The sequence below is a fragment of the Sulfitobacter aquimarinus genome (assembly GCF_040149565.1).
In the GTDB taxonomy this organism is placed as follows: domain Bacteria; phylum Pseudomonadota; class Alphaproteobacteria; order Rhodobacterales; family Rhodobacteraceae; genus Sulfitobacter; species Sulfitobacter aquimarinus.
In genome coordinates this window covers 96,698-111,871 of sequence record NZ_JBEFLO010000002.1, presented here as the reverse complement: position 1 = coordinate 111,871, position 15,174 = coordinate 96,698, and the positions used below count along the sequence as shown (strand labels likewise).

General features: G+C 60.5%; 15 protein-coding genes. 3 read left to right on the top strand and 12 right to left on the bottom strand.

Features of this window, described 5'->3' with window-relative positions; all coding sequences use genetic code 11:
* Positions 1-65 precede the first annotated feature (65 nt).
* From ABMC88_RS04625 to ABMC88_RS04610, 4 genes are read right to left on the bottom strand one after another with little or no spacing between them, the layout of a single operon-like run.
* Positions 66-695 carry a pyridoxamine 5'-phosphate oxidase family protein gene (locus ABMC88_RS04625; RefSeq protein ID WP_439655572.1) on the bottom strand — a complete coding sequence of 210 codons (630 nt, stop codon included), beginning with the start codon at positions 693-695 and terminating at the stop codon, positions 66-68.
* Positions 658-1,398 carry a lysophospholipid acyltransferase family protein gene (locus ABMC88_RS04620; protein WP_349575674.1) on the bottom strand — a complete coding sequence of 247 codons (741 nt, stop codon included), beginning with the start codon at positions 1,396-1,398 and terminating at the stop codon, positions 658-660. The genes ABMC88_RS04625 and ABMC88_RS04620 overlap by 38 nt, the downstream gene beginning before the upstream one ends.
* Positions 1,395-2,303, bottom strand: coding sequence for a cell division protein FtsX (locus tag ABMC88_RS04615; RefSeq protein WP_349575673.1), 909 nt, complete (start codon positions 2,301-2,303; stop codon positions 1,395-1,397). The genes ABMC88_RS04620 and ABMC88_RS04615 overlap by 4 nt, the downstream gene beginning before the upstream one ends.
* Positions 2,300-2,977, bottom strand: a complete 678-nt coding sequence (locus tag ABMC88_RS04610) for a cell division ATP-binding protein FtsE (protein WP_349575671.1) — start codon at positions 2,975-2,977, stop codon at positions 2,300-2,302. The genes ABMC88_RS04615 and ABMC88_RS04610 overlap by 4 nt, the downstream gene beginning before the upstream one ends.
* Positions 2,978-3,142: 165 nt before the next feature.
* On the opposite strand from ABMC88_RS04610, the gene ABMC88_RS04605 reads away from it, so the two are divergent.
* Complete coding sequence (locus tag ABMC88_RS04605) at positions 3,143-3,979, top strand: zinc-ribbon domain-containing protein (protein ID WP_349575670.1); 837 nt, start codon at positions 3,143-3,145, stop codon at positions 3,977-3,979.
* Between the two features lie 6 nt (positions 3,980-3,985).
* Here the strand turns inward: ABMC88_RS04605 and ABMC88_RS04600 are convergent, their stop codons facing one another.
* From ABMC88_RS04600 to argH, 5 genes are all read right to left on the bottom strand, one after another.
* Positions 3,986-6,619 carry a TIGR02302 family protein gene (locus ABMC88_RS04600; protein WP_349575669.1) on the bottom strand — a complete coding sequence of 878 codons (2,634 nt, stop codon included), beginning with the start codon at positions 6,617-6,619 and terminating at the stop codon, positions 3,986-3,988.
* Between the two features lie 26 nt (positions 6,620-6,645).
* Entirely contained in the window at positions 6,646-7,929 is a 1,284-nt protein-coding gene (gene lysA / locus ABMC88_RS04595) for a diaminopimelate decarboxylase (RefSeq protein ID WP_349575668.1), read from the bottom strand.
* 32 nt (positions 7,930-7,961) lie between these two features.
* Complete coding sequence (locus ABMC88_RS04590; RefSeq protein WP_349575667.1) at positions 7,962-8,279, bottom strand: DUF2834 domain-containing protein; 318 nt, start codon at positions 8,277-8,279, stop codon at positions 7,962-7,964.
* Between the two features lie 157 nt (positions 8,280-8,436).
* Complete coding sequence (locus ABMC88_RS04585) at positions 8,437-8,610, bottom strand: hypothetical protein (protein ID WP_349575665.1); 174 nt, start codon at positions 8,608-8,610, stop codon at positions 8,437-8,439.
* Positions 8,607-9,998: an argininosuccinate lyase gene (argH, locus tag ABMC88_RS04580; protein WP_349575664.1), complete on the bottom strand. Its 1,392-nt coding sequence runs from the start codon at positions 9,996-9,998 to the stop codon at positions 8,607-8,609. Before argH ends, ABMC88_RS04585 begins: the two co-directional genes overlap by 4 nt.
* Before the next feature lie 23 nt (positions 9,999-10,021).
* Between argH and ABMC88_RS04575 the strand changes: the two genes are divergently transcribed.
* Positions 10,022-10,591 (top strand): TlpA family protein disulfide reductase, encoded by a 570-nt coding sequence (locus ABMC88_RS04575; protein WP_349575663.1) that lies wholly within the window; start codon positions 10,022-10,024, stop codon positions 10,589-10,591.
* 75 nt (positions 10,592-10,666) lie between these two features.
* On the opposite strand, the gene ABMC88_RS04570 is transcribed toward ABMC88_RS04575, so the two are convergent.
* Complete coding sequence (locus ABMC88_RS04570) at positions 10,667-11,737, bottom strand: Hint domain-containing protein (RefSeq protein WP_349575662.1); 1,071 nt, start codon at positions 11,735-11,737, stop codon at positions 10,667-10,669.
* Between the two features lie 112 nt (positions 11,738-11,849).
* Complete coding sequence (locus tag ABMC88_RS04565) at positions 11,850-12,779, bottom strand: lipid A-modifier LpxR family protein (RefSeq protein ID WP_349575661.1); 930 nt, start codon at positions 12,777-12,779, stop codon at positions 11,850-11,852.
* Positions 12,780-12,966: 187 nt separating this feature from the next.
* Between ABMC88_RS04565 and ABMC88_RS04560 the strand changes: the two genes are divergently transcribed.
* Positions 12,967-14,604 carry a sulfatase-like hydrolase/transferase gene (locus ABMC88_RS04560; RefSeq protein WP_349575660.1) on the top strand — a complete coding sequence of 546 codons (1,638 nt, stop codon included), beginning with the start codon at positions 12,967-12,969 and terminating at the stop codon, positions 14,602-14,604.
* On the opposite strand, the gene hpaR is transcribed toward ABMC88_RS04560, so the two are convergent.
* The gene (gene hpaR / locus ABMC88_RS04555; RefSeq protein ID WP_349575659.1) at positions 14,601-15,059 is read right to left on the bottom strand and encodes a homoprotocatechuate degradation operon regulator HpaR; all 459 of its coding nucleotides are present in this window, start codon (positions 15,057-15,059) and stop codon (positions 14,601-14,603) included. The two genes, ABMC88_RS04560 and hpaR, sit on opposite strands and share 4 nt — an antisense overlap.
* Between the last annotated feature and the right edge of the window lie 115 nt (positions 15,060-15,174).

Genomic DNA, 15,174 nt, shown 5'->3' with positions numbered 1-15,174 from the left:
TTTGGTAGCGGGCGGCGGCCAGACTTTGTCCCAAAGTCTATGCCCAAATCCTCCATGAGGATTTGTCACCACATGGTGTCAGCCGCCCGTTTCCCCCAAGCGGCGTCATACGTGGCGCCGCCCTCTTCACCCTCCGAAACTTCGGCAAGTATTTCGCCAACCGTTGGCAAATCGGTGTTGCGGTCCTGCCCGCCCCAGATCTGCGCACGCATCAAAGCGCGGGCGCATTGGGTGTAAACCTCGGCGATCTCGATTACAATCACGGTCGCGGGCTGCCGCCCCTTCTGTGTGAACCGCGCGCGCAGGTCTGCATCGTCGGTCAGCCAACCGACACCATTCACACGTACCACATTGTTCGATCCCGCAACGATGAACAGGCACGACACCCGCCCGTCCTCAACAATATTGCGCAAGGTATCCAGCCGTTGATTGCCGCGCCAATCGGGCAAGGCCAGCGTTCTGGCATTCAGCTCCAACACCACAGGACCATCGTCGCCCCGCGGGCTGCCATCGGTGCCGCCACTGCCCACCGTGCTCAGGATGCACAGCTTGGATTGCATGATCCATTTGCGATACAGCGGTGTCAGGTGATCCGCGACCTTGCGCATCGACGCCGCACCAGGTGTGCCATAAAGCGCCTCAAGCGCGGGCAGCGTCTCAATCCTGTTCATACAGATGCGCGACGCCCGTTTCATGCAAAAGCTCCGTCGACCGCGTCTCAATCACGTTTTCAAGCTGCGCCACGAATTCATTACGCGGCAAACCAGGGGCGATCGGTTCGAGGAAATCAACCACCGCAACACCTGGACGGCGATAGAGCCCGCGGCGTGGCCAGAAGACGCCCGCATTGGTTGCAACAGGATAACACGGCTGGTCGAGCTGTTCATACAGAACCGCTGCCCCCACCTTATACGGCATCACCGTCCCGGGGGGTGAACGCGTTCCCTGCGGGTAAATCACCAATTGACCGGGATCGCGTGAGCCTGCCTCGACATCGGCAAGCATCTTGGTAATCGCAGCGCCGCGTTTACCACGGTCAACAAATACCATCTGCATCTTGGTGGCGTATTGCCCAAGGAAGGGCGCCCACCGCAGTTGGTTTTTCATAATAAACTTGGCCGCGGGCAGCGCATTGTAGATCATCAGAATATCAAGGAACGACTGATGTTTGGCCGCGACCATAGCCGCCATATCGGGCGGCGTGCCCCGCACTTCGCACCGCAGGTTGATCATCCAGCCCGCCGTCCAGATCGCCCAGCGGGCATAGGCACGACACCCCGCATAAGCGCCGCGTTTCGACACAATTGCCCATGGCGCGTAGATAAGCCCGATCACGGGCAACATTACCGTTGCTTGAATAATGAACAGGATCGATCTGATCCATTGTAGCAGGTTCATGTCAGCCCTTCCAAAGTACGTTTCGCTGCCATCCGTGTAGCGCCAAAGGCCACTGCCGCCGCCAATGGCGGGATGAGCAAAGGCAGCAACCAATGCACCCCCTGAAACCCCAAACCAGTCAGAAAGCTTGCCGTTTCGTCGCCCCCGCTTGGCATGAACAACACGCCAATCATGCCGATAAACATGCCCACGCCAGCGCCAATCAGCGCCCGTACAGTGAACCGCCGAATGAAAGCCTGCGCGATATAGTCATCTGTCGCGCCCACCAGCCGCAGCACGCCGATGACCTGAGCGTTAGCCGCAAGCGCCGCATTCGCAGCCAGCGTCACCATCGCAGCCATGACCGCTGCAATCAGCACAATTGCCGACCATCCCAGCAATTTCAGCCGCGATGCTGCCTTGACCAATGGCGCGCGCCAACGGCTGTGATCGTCCAAAACAGCCGCAGGCACCTCCGCCGCGAGGCGCAGGCGCAGACCCGCCGCGTCCATACCTTCGGATGTTTCGATCACCTCGATCAAGCGCGGCACAGGCAGCGTATCCAGATCTAGCGCCGCGCCGAACCACGGCGCCAACAGCGCCTCTTGCTCGTCATCCGTCAGCGCACGGGCCGTGGCGACACCGCGTGTCGTCTCAAGAATGCGCAGTGCAGCGGCGGTTTGGGCCTGTTGTTGGTCCGCTGGGGCCGCGATGCGAATGGTGGCGGATTGCGCCAGTTCTGCCCCCCAACGTTCGGCCAATCGGCCAGCAGCCAACGACAAGGCCAGTGCAAAAACGGCCAGAAACGCCATCGCACCTGCGGCAAACAACGTCAGCTGCGCGGTAAATCCTGACGGCGGGACCACGCGGTCCGCCTGCCCGTCCGCTTGCAGCGCACGGCGCAAAAAGGCCAGGACCCGCTTCACAAATCCGCCCCCGCCAATTGGATGCGGCGGTTGGCAATGCGCAGAACCCGCGCCTGCACATGCGCTTTGGTTGCGCGAATAAGGCTTAGGTCGTGGGTGGCGACCAACACGGTTTTGCCCATGCGGTTCAGCTCGATCAACAGGCGCAGCAGGCGTTGCGACATTTCCCAATCCACATTGCCAGTAGGTTCATCCGCCAACACCACATCGGGCGACATAATAACCGCCCGCGCAAGGGCAGCACGCTGCCGCTCCCCGCCTGACAGTTCGGGCGGGCGGGCGCCTGCGCGTTCCGTCAACCCGACCCAATGCAGCAGATCTTCGAGATCCTCGCCCTGCGCCTCGGCGCTGCGGCCCGATACATGCAACGGCAGCGCGATATTCTCGGCGACGGGCAAGTGGTCAAGAAAGGCACAGTCCTGATGCACAACCCCCACACGGCGGCGCAGCAACGCCACATCATCGCGCGTCAGCGCCCGCACATCGGTATCAAAAAACCGCACATGCCCCGCCGTTGGTAACAACGCCCCGTAACACAGCTTCATCAACGTGGTTTTGCCGGACCCCGACGGCCCCGTGAGAAAATGAAAAGATCCCGGCGCAAGCTTGAGCGAGATGTCCGACAACAACTCCCCCCCGCCATAGCTATAGGCAACATTTTCAAGCTCAATCACATTCCGCCCCTTTGCGTTGCCTCTGTTGTGCCTGAGCATCGTTTGAGTTTCAATCCGTGCGCATCGCCCAAACAGGCCAGATTGCACTTTTCGTGCGCATACTTAACACTTATGGTGGCGAGGTGAGTGGTAAACAGGTTTGCAACCTTTGTTTCGGGGCGTGGAATGAGACTGATTTGTCCGAATTGTGATGCACAATATGAAGTGCCTGATGACGTCATGCCAAAGGCGGGCCGCGATGTGCAGTGCTCGAACTGTGGACAGACGTGGTTTCAGAACCACCCCGACTTTGAACCCACCGCAGAAGAGGCCGCCGAAGACATCCCCGCCCCTGACGAGGAAGTCGCCCCCCCACCGCCGCCTCCCCCGCCCCCCGCGAAAGAGCCAGAGCGCAAGCAGCTGGACCCCGCCGTGGCCGATATTTTGCGCCAGGAGGCAGAGGCCGAACAAGCCGCCCGCAGGTCTGCGCCGCAAGGCGGGTTGGAAAGCCAACCTGATCTGGGCATGGACCTCGAAGACTCAATGCCAGAGGCCGAGGCAGACCGCCGCGCCCGTGAAGCCCGCGAACGCATGGCCCGTCTGCGCGGAAACGAAGATGCGCAGCTCAAAGCCTCAACAGGTGCAGAAGAGGCCGCCGCTGCGGCCGCATTGGGATCGCGCCGCGATCTGTTGCCCGATATTGACGAAATCAACTCTACCCTGCGCTCGGGAAGCGGGCGCAACGGCGGGGCCGAACTGGAACCCGAAATCGAAGCGCCCACACATCAGCGCAAGCGCCGCGGCTTCCGCACCGGTTTCCTGACCGTGCTTTTGATTTTTATCGTGCTTGCCGTGCTATATATCTTTGCCCCGCGTCTGGCAGAGGCTGTGCCCGCCTTGGAAGCGCCGCTGCAAAGCTATGTCATGATGGTCGACAATGGCCGCGCGTGGCTGGACGGCAAGGTGCAAGGCATCTTGCGGTCCCTTGATACCGCCGCCGAGGAAAGCAACCGCTCTAACTGATACCGCTCAGAACCGCTCTAGCAGACGGTTGAGGTAATCTCGCTCGACCTCGGAGCGGGATTGGTCGCCCGAGCGGCGGCGGATTTCATCGAACAGTTCACGCGAGCGGCCGACACTACCGCCGTTCAATACCCTCCTCGAATCGTCGCCGCCTTCTGTACTATTTGTACCGTTTTCACGCCCCAGTGGGTCGCGGTTCCCGGCACGGGGATCACTTGGTTGCTGACCTTGGCCTTGCTGCTGGTTGCGCTCTTCCTGCGCCATTGCCTCACCAAGCGAGCGCATGCTGTCGCGCAAGGCCTCCATCGCCTGCGACTGGTTTTCAATCGCCTCGGCCAGCTCACCGTCCCGCAGGTTCTGCTCGGCCTCGTCCATCGCACGGCCTGCGCGTTCCAGTGCCTCGCGTGCTGCATCGCCCTCGGGCGTGCCTTGGCCGGGCATGTTGCCTTCCTGACGGTTCAACTCATCGCGCAGCTGCTGCTGGCGCTCTGCAAGGCTTTGTTGCTGGCCTTCGCCTGCGCCCTGACGGGTTCCGTCACGTTGCTCACCACCGCCGCCTTGCTCACCGTTCCGGGGGTCTTGCTCACCCTGTCCTTTCTGGCCCTCGTGGCTTTCGCCTTGCCCTTGGTTGCCGTTGCGGCCCTCGTTGCCTTGGTTCTCGCCCGCTTGAGCGTTCGGGTTGAACTGTTCCTGCAGATCACGGAACGCCTGATCGCTCAGGCCCTGTTGGTCGCGCAGCGTCTCTGCCAGATCGTCCATCGCCTGCTCACCCGGTGATTGCCCCCCTTCGCCCTGCTGGCCTTGGGTGACTTGCATGTTCTCCATCATCTCTTGCAGTTCTTTCAGCGCCTGCTCCGCCTCCGCCATGCGGCCCTGCTCCATCAGCTCTTGAATGCGGTCCATCATGCGTTGCAGATCATCCTGCGTCATCTGCATTGTCTCGCCCTGCTGCTGCTGGCCTTGTTCCTGCTCGCCATCCTGCCGCTCGGCCTGCTTTCGCTGAAGCTGGCGCATATAGTCTTCGGTGGCACGGCGCAGTTCCTGCATCAACTCGGCGATTTCCTCGTCCGAGGCGCCGTTCTTCATCGCCTCGTTCAGCCGCTCTTGGGCGCGGCGCATCCGTTCGCGAGCATCGTCCAGATCGCCCTCTTCCAGTTCAATCGCCAAATCCCACAGGTCTTGAGCAAGCTGATCCCTGTTCTCTTCGGCCAAACCGAAACGGGCATAGATTTCCATCTGGCCGATCATCTTGCGCAAGCGCAGGGCCGTTGTCTCCTTGCGGAACACGTCTTTCGGCAGATAGCTCACGGCGCGCAACACTTGCGCACTGCGGCGGGTGTTTGTCGTGCTCCACAAAATATCGCGCCGCATCTCGATGACAGCGGCGGCCATCGGGTCGAAAAAGCGCCGCCCCGGCAGGGTCATCGACATGGGCGCGGTGCTGGCCTGCTGCTCGGACGCGTCGAGCGCGGTCATCGCAACGGTCACAGGCAGGTTCGCCCACGGATGTTGGGAGAAATCGTCAATCAGGTTTTCCTCAAACCCTGTGCGGTCGCCTGCGATGGGCATGGGCAGCGGCACGGTGATTTCGGGGCGTGCATCAGGTTCGGCCTCTAGACCATAGCGCCTGTCGACCGAGGCCAAATCAAGCATGATCCGCGCTTCGCCCGCCTCAACACCGTAGTCATCCTTTGCCGCAAACGGCAGGCGCATTTCGCCAAGTGCTGCGACCTCGGGCTCACCCAAGATCATAATTTCGGGGGCGGCATCGGCGCGGATGGTGATGTCCCATGTCCGCGCATCCGCACCGTCCACGGCAATGCTGCCGTTCTGGTTTACTTTGAAATCAAACGCCATCTGTGGCGGTGCATCAGGGTCCGCAGGAGCCACAGACCCCGATACGGTTTGCGTCACGGACAGCGCCCCGACCTCTCCATACAACCGCATGGTGATCAGCGTCCCGACAGGCAGTTCCAGCGCCCCTGCAGGAAGATCGTTCAAATAGAGTGTGGGTTTGCCAGTATAGCGCGGCGGCTCGGCCCACCCTTCCCAAACAGGGCCAGAGACCAAAGCACCGTCTCCGCCGCTGGCCATCTGCGCCACCGATCCGACCCGCAAAACCGAGCCGAACACAAGTGCTACACCGAACAGCAATACAGCCAAAAACCGCAGCGCATAAGGATCACGCGATGCAACCCGCAAATCGCCGGGAACGGCCTGCGCCGCCTGCGCCCGCGCCGCCATCCGCCGCTTGTGCGCCGCCCAAACCGCAGCCGAGGCATCATCCCCGTCGCCAATCACCTGTTCGTCCAGCAACGCCGTCAGCGGACGCCCCTCGATGCTCGCGTCCAGCCGCGCCATCGCGGCGGTTTGGCTGGGCCACGACCATCGGCGCAAGGCGTAGGCAACGCTCCATAACAGCGCCGCAGCGGTCAGGCCGATCGCAGCCCAGATCACCTCGATGCGGGCAACCTCATGCAGGCCCATCATTGCAGCGGCCAGCGCCAGCAACACAACCGTCATCATCGGCCAAAGACAGCGCACCAGCGTTTCCGCCTGCATGCCCAGACGCGTCAGCCAAAGGGGTCTGCGCAAGGCATCCAACGTGCGTTTGGTGTCTTCGGACGTAAACTGAACCATGCGGGCCTCTGTGATAGCGGCTGATCTTAGGTCGCGGTATGCGGCTCCAGCCATTCAGGGATGGTATCGCGATTTATCATTTCGTCAAAGGTAGGGCGGGAACGGATAACTGCAAATTGATCGCCATGCACCAGAACCTCTGGGATCAAGGGCCGCGAGTTATACTCGCTTGCCATCACAGCGCCATAAGCGCCCGCACTGCGAAATGCGACCAGATCGTCCGCCGCCATCGGCACCATCTCGCGCTGCTTTGCAAAGGTATCACCGGATTCGCACACAGGCCCGACAATGTCATAGGGCTGCTTTTCCGTGCCGGGCACGGCCTCTTTCACCGGAATAATGTCGTGGTGCGCCTCATACATGGCAGGGCGGATCAGATCATTCATCGCCCCGTCAAGGATCAGGAAATCGCGCCCCTCGCCCGATTTGACATAAATTACCTTGCTCACCATCAGGCCCGCATTGCCGGCAATCAACCGTCCCGGCTCAATCTCGATCTCACACCCCAGATGCCCCAGCGTCCGCTTGACCATCGCGCCATAATCGCTGGGCAAAGGCGGTGCCTCGTTGCGGGTCTCATACGGAATGCCAAGCCCCCCGCCCAGATCGAGCCGCTTGATCTCATGGCCATCGGCACGCAACAGCTCAGTCAATTCGGCAACTTTCAGATAGGCCTGCTCGAACGGTGCCAGATCGGTGAGCTGAGAGCCGATGTGCACATCGATCCCGATCACGTTCAACCCGGGCATAGCCGCCGCCATGGCATAAACTTCGCGCGCGCGGGCAATCGGAATACCGAATTTATTTTCGGATTTGCCCGTGGCAATCTTCGCATGGGTCTTTGCGTCTACATCAGGATTCACCCGCACCGTGATTGGCGCCACCTTCCCAAGCGAGACTGCAACAGCGTTTAGCACCTCCATCTCGGGCTCGCTCTCGACATTGAACTGGCGGATACCGCCCTCCAACGCCACGCGGATTTCCTCAGCCGTCTTGCCAACGCCCGAGAAAACAATCCGCTCACCCGGAACACCCGCCGCACGCGCCCGCAGGTATTCCCCCTGCGATACAACATCCATTCCCGCGCCCGCCTGCGCCAGCGTGCGCAAAACAGCCTGATTGGAGTTCGCCTTCATCGCATAGCAAACCAAATGCTCGGTCCCTTCCAGCGCTTCGTCAAAAGCACGAAAATGCCGCAGCAGCGTCGCGGTGGAATACACATAAAACGGCGTACCAACAGCAGCCGAAATCTCCGCCACGGGCACATCTTCCGCAAAAAGCGCGCCGTCACGATACAGGAAATGATCCATTCTTTATTTTGCCCTTAAACTCAATCCCGCACTCAGCGTACAGGTGCCGACCTCAGAAATAGATAAAGCGGCAAGCCACAGCTTACCCCGATGCAAAACGTCGCAGGGATCGCGATCAGCGCCCACCAGTTGCGGCGCACGGAAACCTCGGCAACGATCCACACAGGCAATGTCACGGCCGCGATTGTCAGATCCCACACCAGCCCGCTGGCGGCCGCATTCACATGCCACGCATCCACCATCGCCATAATGTCCCAGCCATTTTCCTGAAACCACTGGACGAAATAATACATGGGATGCACCGCACCCCAGACTGCCAACGCCAGAAATACAAACCTCAACAATGACATCACAGCCCTCGTCTTACGCCAAATTCAGCAGAGCCCGACACCGTCAAACCCGGCGTGGTAACCGAAGGCTGCTGGCGCGGGCTGATCTCCTGCACGGCTGATCGATCTGGCGGCCCGCAAGCCGCCAAAGCCAGCGCGCACAGGATCGCCGCACATCTCACAGGCCTAGCCGCACTTTGACGGGAACGCCCTTCAGGCCCACATTAGCGCCCAAACCTACGCCATTCGGCGTCAGCGATACGTTCACGCCGCCCGTGGGCTGCGCGGGTTCGCCATCCACACCGCAGGCCGTGACCAGCGCAACAAGACCAATTATACTCAGCTTTTTCATGTCACGATCTCCCTCCAGCGGGCCACCTGCGCACGCACCTGCGCGGGCGCGGTGCCGCCGTATGACATGCGCGAGTTTACAGAGTTCTCCACCCCAAGAACGGAGAATACATCATCAGTGATCCCCGCATGGGCGGATTGCATCTGATCCAGCGTGAGGTCGGGCAGGTCACAGTCCCGCGCCTCGGCCATCGCCACCAGTGCCCCGGTGATGTGGTGTGCATCGCGGAACGGCAGCCCCAGCACCCGCACCAGCCAATCGGCCAGATCTGTCGCAGTGGAAAAACCACTGCCCGCAGCGGCGGCCAATTGCGGGCGATTGCCGGTCATATCGCGCACCATACCCTCCATCGCGGCCAAGGCCAGCATCAGGTTATCGGCGGCGTCAAACACCTGCTCTTTGTCTTCCTGCATGTCTTTGGAATAGGCCAGCGGCAGGCCCTTCATCACCATCATCAGCGCAACATTGGCCCCAAAAATCCGGCCAATCTTGGCACGGATCAGCTCTGCCGCATCGGGGTTTTTCTTTTGCGGCATAATGCTGGACCCCGTCGAGAATCGATCTGACAAGGTCACAAAGCGGAACTGTGCGGAGGACCAGATCACCAGTTCTTCTGCAAAGCGGCTCAGGTGCATGGCGCAAATGCTGGCGGCGCCAAGGAACTCCAACGCAAAGTCACGGTCGCTCACGGCATCAAGACTGTTGGCAGATGGGCGGTCAAAGCCGAGTGCCTGCGCGGTCATCTCACGGTCAATCGGAAAGGACGTCCCCGCCAAGGCGGCAGCGCCCAAGGGGCTTTCGTTCATCCGTGCGCGCGCATCGCGCATCCGGCTCAGGTCACGGCCAAACATCTCGACATAAGCCATCATGTGATGGCCCCACGTCACAGGCTGCGCCGTTTGCAAATGCGTAAAGCCCGGCATGACCCAATCCGCACCGGCCTCGGCCTGAGCGAGGAGCGCTCGAATGAGAGCGAGGAGCGCGCCCTCGGCGGCGTCAAACTGATCGCGGACCCAGAGCTTGAAATCCGTCGCCACCTGATCGTTGCGCGACCGGCCTGTGTGCAAACGGCCCGCAGGCTCGCCAATCACTTCTTTCAGGCGGGCCTCCACATTCATATGGATGTCTTCCAAGGCAGTCGAATATTCAAACGTCCCGCCTTCAATTTCTGACAACACCGTGAGCAGCCCTTCACGGATCGTCTCCGCATCGTTACTGTCAATGATGCCCTGTGCAGCCAACATTGCCGCATGGGCGCGAGACCCGGCAATATCCTGGGCTGCCATCCGCTTGTCAAAGCTGATCGAGGCATTAATTGCTTCCATGATCGCATCAGGACCAGCGGCGAAACGGCCGCCCCACATTTTGTTCGAAGTCTTGTCAGTCATTTGCCTATTCCCCGGAGGGACCCATGAAGAAACTCTTGCTTGCCCTCGTCTATACGGCCCTCACGCTGGGTGCAAACCCCGCACTGGCCGCTGACGCAGATATCATTGCGCCGCTGGTCGCTGGCGATATGAAAAAGCTCGCCTTGCATCCCAGCCCCAAGGCCACCTCCTCGGCGCCGTTCGAACTGGCCGATGATAAAGGCCGCGCCACGCTGGCTGACTATGAAGGCAAATATGTTCTGGTAAACTTCTGGGCCACATGGTGTGCGCCTTGCCGCAAAGAAATGCCCCATCTGTCAGAGCTACAGTCCGAGCTTGGTGGCGATAAGTTCGAAGTGCTCACCATCGCAACAGGCCGAAACTCCCCTATCGGGATACAAAAGTTCTTTAACGACATAGGAATCACCAACCTGCCGCGGCACCAAGACCCGAAACAAGCGCTGGCCAGCCAGATGGGCATCTTTGGTCTGCCGATCACGGTGTTGATTGACCCCAAGGGCCGCGAAATTGCCCGCCTGCGCGGCGATGCCGACTGGGCCAGCGACAGCGCCAAAAGCATCATCAAAACGCTGATCGAAAACCACAGCAGCTAGGGGAGCCGGAATTTTCAAAAATTCCGCCCCAAAATTTTCAAAAATTTTGCACCCGCCGCCAGCGGATGCATTCATTCAGGCTGCGTGCCGCAAGATTGCCGCCTCGGAAGGCGACAGGGTTCTACGGGCAAAACTGCCGTACGTATGGGGATCATATTCAAGCTGCGGATACTCCGCCAACAACCGCTGACGGTCCTGCGCGTCCAACGTGGTAAGCGCTGCAGAAGCGGGGTGAAAACTCTCTGTCTCCAGCCCGTTGGCCCAGACCACCTGATGCTGCTCCAGCAACACATGGATATAGGTCACTTCGCGCACCTGCATATCCACCGTGATGTTCGACCCGTTGATAAGGTCCTTGGCCGCTACCAGAACTTCAGAGGTATTGAACAGGCTTTGCGCCGCCGCTCCCTTTACCAAAATACGGTGCGCAGGCGAGACAAGCAGATCAAGATCGGGGCGGTCCACGCCCAGCGCTCCACTGCCGATGCGGATCGGGCGCAGCTTGGGCATGGCAAACAGGCGTGCGCCGGTCATGCGGCGTTGACCGATCCAGCGCAGCGGCTGTAGCCCGTTGTCTTTGGTCTGAACCCTGTCGCCTTCGCGCAGGTCTTCGATCAGGGCCGTGCCGTCTGCCGTCTGGATACGCGTCCCGGGGGTAAAGCAGATCACGCCGCTTTGTTGCAACCCAGCCCCGTCGGCGGGGACGGTTCCCAGCGTGTGATGCACGATCCACAAATCGCAATTGCGCGGCGGCATCTCGTCCAGAAACATCAGTAGCGGCTGGCTGCCGCCACCCACTTCGATCAACGTAACACTATAGCTTTTGCCGCCATCCGTGACGACAAAGCTGTTGTCCATCAGCGGCGATGCCACATCAGCCTCGGCACGTGTGCGCGACCCTGAATCGCGCTCCAGTGCCGTTCCAACCAACCTGTGAACCATACGTGCTGCGCGCTTGCGCAAATTCTCTGCACCTTCCGCCTCGTCCAGTCGCAAAACATCTGACGGTCCGTCAACGCGCACAGCGTCCCCACGCCATGCCCACGCGGCACCTACGCTCAATGCTTGCACGGGTGCAGCATCAAGACCGTCAATTTCTGTTTGCGACCAGCTGATGACGAATGTGCCTCGAAAGCCCATTCCCATTTACTAACTCGCCTGCCTCATTATTTTATTATTAACTTACCGTTAACATCTGGCAGGCATCCTGAAAAGGGTGTTTGGCAAGGCGCGCACAACTGTTGCGTTTAAATCATCTTCAAAAGCTGAACTTGATCTGGATGGAGCCCAGGACCTGCCCTTCGGTCTGGGCCTCGAACTCTTCGCCCAGATAGGTCACACCGTAGAAGGCCGACGCCCGTTCGCCCTGCCACTGGATGCCCGCCCGCAGTCTGTCACGGCTTTCGGTCAGGGTGTATCCGCGATCCTCTGGCAGGTAAATACTGCTTGCCACATGGGCAATATCAGCCCCCAGCAGGAACGAAAACCCGCCCGCCTCCGCGTCCTGTATCACGCGGTAGCGGTGGCCGGTCACGCTTTCACGCACCAGCAATTCGCCCGCCCCGACAGAGCCGAAGGTCAGATCAACGCCTGCCCGCACCATCGTTTCAGCACCTGCACGGCCCTCGACAAAGGGGCGTAGCCGCAGGTTTGGCGTGACCGACACCTCGCGGCCAAACTCGGCCACCACTGTGGGATGCAAGCCGCCGTCGATCTGGTCATCCAGCGTCACACGCGACGGCACCCGCACGCCCAGCGCCTTGTGCACGGCGCGTTGGAAGTTCCCGAGGCCCGTACCCGCGCCAGTGACTACCAGATCGGCGCCGACTGCCGCGTCAAAACCTTTGTACTCAAAATGCGTATGCGCCCCCAGCGACAGCGCCCCCGCATAGGGCCGATCACCAGCGGAGGCCCGCGTGAGGTTGTCGGGTGCAAAAATTTCGGACGACAGACGCAGCTCAATCAGATCGCCAAAGCGTTTCGGTGCGCGCCCGTCCCAGCCCGATCCCCACACCCGCGACGAGGTCCACGATCCCGTGCGCCAGCGGTCGGACCCGTCACCGAAATAGTCATTGGTCATCAAACGGCCATAGCCGAGGCTTTCGCGCGTCTGCGCCTGCGCGGCTGGCGCACACATCAATACCGTAAGAATGGCCGCAGTGAGCGTGCCGGCGACGTGTTTAAACATCTGACAATCCTGTATTCGTCGCCCCCACAGCGGCCCTATCCTTAGGCCGCACAACCGATTCGCGCCAAGGGCGCAGTCACCGCCCCTTTTGATCAATCCTGAGTTGCGTCATTGATGCCACGCTATAGCACTGGCGCCGCAGGCCGCCTGCGTGCATATTTCGCGAGATACCGAAGGGGCCGCCGCCATGAATATACTGTTCATCATGTATGACCAATTGCGCTTTGATTACCTGAGCTGTGCGGGCCACCCGCATCTGAAGACGCCGCATTTCGACCGTGTGGCCGCGATGGGCGTGCGGTTCACCAATACCTATGTGCAATCCCCGATCTGCGGGGCCAGCCGCATGTGCTATTACACGGGGCGCTATGCCTCCAGCCACGGCGCGCAATGGAACGGCTTTCCCCTGCGGGTGGGCGAACAGACCTTGGGCGACCATCTGCGCCGCGCTGGCATGGACTGCTGGCTGCTGGGCAAAACCCATATGAAGGCCGACGCCGAAGGGATGGAGCGGTTGGGCCTTGCCCCTGACACCACCATCGGGGCACGGCAGGCCGAATGCGGATTTGACGCGTGGGCCCGCGATGACGGCCTGTGGGCCTATGGCCCGGATGGGTATTATGACGAGCGCCGCTCGCCCTATAACGAATACCTGAAATCAAAGGGATACGACGGCGAAAACCCTTGGGCCGACTATGCCAACGCAGGCGTGACGGATCAACAGATCGCCTCTGGCTGGATGTTCCGCAACGCCGACCAGCCCGCCAACATCGCCGAGCAAGACAGCGAGACGCCGTGGCTCACCTCCCAGACGATCGAGTTTATGGCGCAGACCAAAGGTCCGTGGTGCGCGCATGTCAGCTTTATCAAGCCGCATTGGCCCTACATCGTCCCCGCGCCCTATCACAATATGTTCGGCCCCGAACACGTGCCCCCCGCCCGCCGCTCAGAGATCGAGCGTGAGGACGCGCACCCCGTTTACGGTGCTTACCAGCAGAACAAAATCGCCAGCGCCTTCCAACGCGAGGAGGTGCGCGACAAAGTCATCCCCGCCTATATGGGCCTGATCAAACAATGCGACGACCAGCTGGGCCGCCTTTTGGATCATCTGGAGGAGACGGACACGCTCAAAGACACGATGATTGTGCTGACATCCGATCATGGCGATTATCTGGGCGATCACTGGCTGGGGGAAAAAGACCTGTTCCATGAACAATCTGTCAAAGTCCCGCTGATCATCTTTGATCCGCGCAGCGAGGCAGACAGCACCCGTGGCACCACCAATGACGCGCTGGTCGAGAGCATCGATCTGGCCGCGACCTTTGTTGAGGCCGCAGGGGGCAAAGTGCCCGATCACATCATCGAGGGCCGCTCGCTCATCCCGTGGTTGCACGGGCAGACGCCCGACTGGCGCGAATTCGTGATTTCGGAGTACGACTATTCCGCCACGCCGCAATGCATGAAGCTGGGGCTGGAGCCGCGCGATGCCCGCCTGTTTATGGTCTTTGACGGGCGGTACAAGATGATGCACGCCGAAGGGGGCTTTCGCCCGATGTTGTTTGATCTGAAGGAAGACCCCGACGAATTTGTAGATCTAGCCAAAGGCGACAGCCACCAGCACCAGATTGACCGCTTGTACGGGATGCTGGCCCAATGGGGCCGCCGCATGTCACAGCGCGTGACCAAATCAGAGGATGACATCAAAGCAATGCGCGGCAAATCCCTGCGGCGCGGCATATTGCCATTCCTGTATGACGGCACGGAGGTCGACGACGAATTGACCGCAAAGTACCGCGGCCCTGCGCGGCAGGACCATAGAAGCTAGCGCTTGATCTCTACCGCTTGCAGATCTTCGAGAAGGTCCAGCAACTGCTCGAACTTGGCATCCCCGTATTGGGCACGCAAATCGGTCACAAGGGCCGCCGCCTGTTCGCCGCGCTCTTGCAGAATGGCGCGGCCTGCGGCCTCGATCTGGACAATACTGCGGCGGCGGTCTTTCGGGTCTTCGGTGCGCGAGACAAGGGCGTCATCCTCCATCGCGCGTAAAATGCGCGTCAGGCTGGGCAGCAGCAAACAGGCCTTTTGCGCGATGGTGTTCTGATCTTGGGCACCGCCTTCTTCCAGCACCCGCAACACACGCCATTTCTGTTCGTTCACGGGCGTGCCTGCCAGCATCTCGCGCACAGGCCCCATCACGGTTTCACGCGCCCGCAACAATGCAATGGGCAAGGACCTGTTGGTCCGGCGCAGGGCAGAGGTGGGGCGGCTTTTTTCAGTCATACGGGCAGTATGGCCCATCTCTTGGCGAATGACACACCCTCAATTGACATCGGAAGGCATTTTATTTAACAAAGCAATTAAATATTGGATAGGTCCGGCACAGCACGATGGGCTA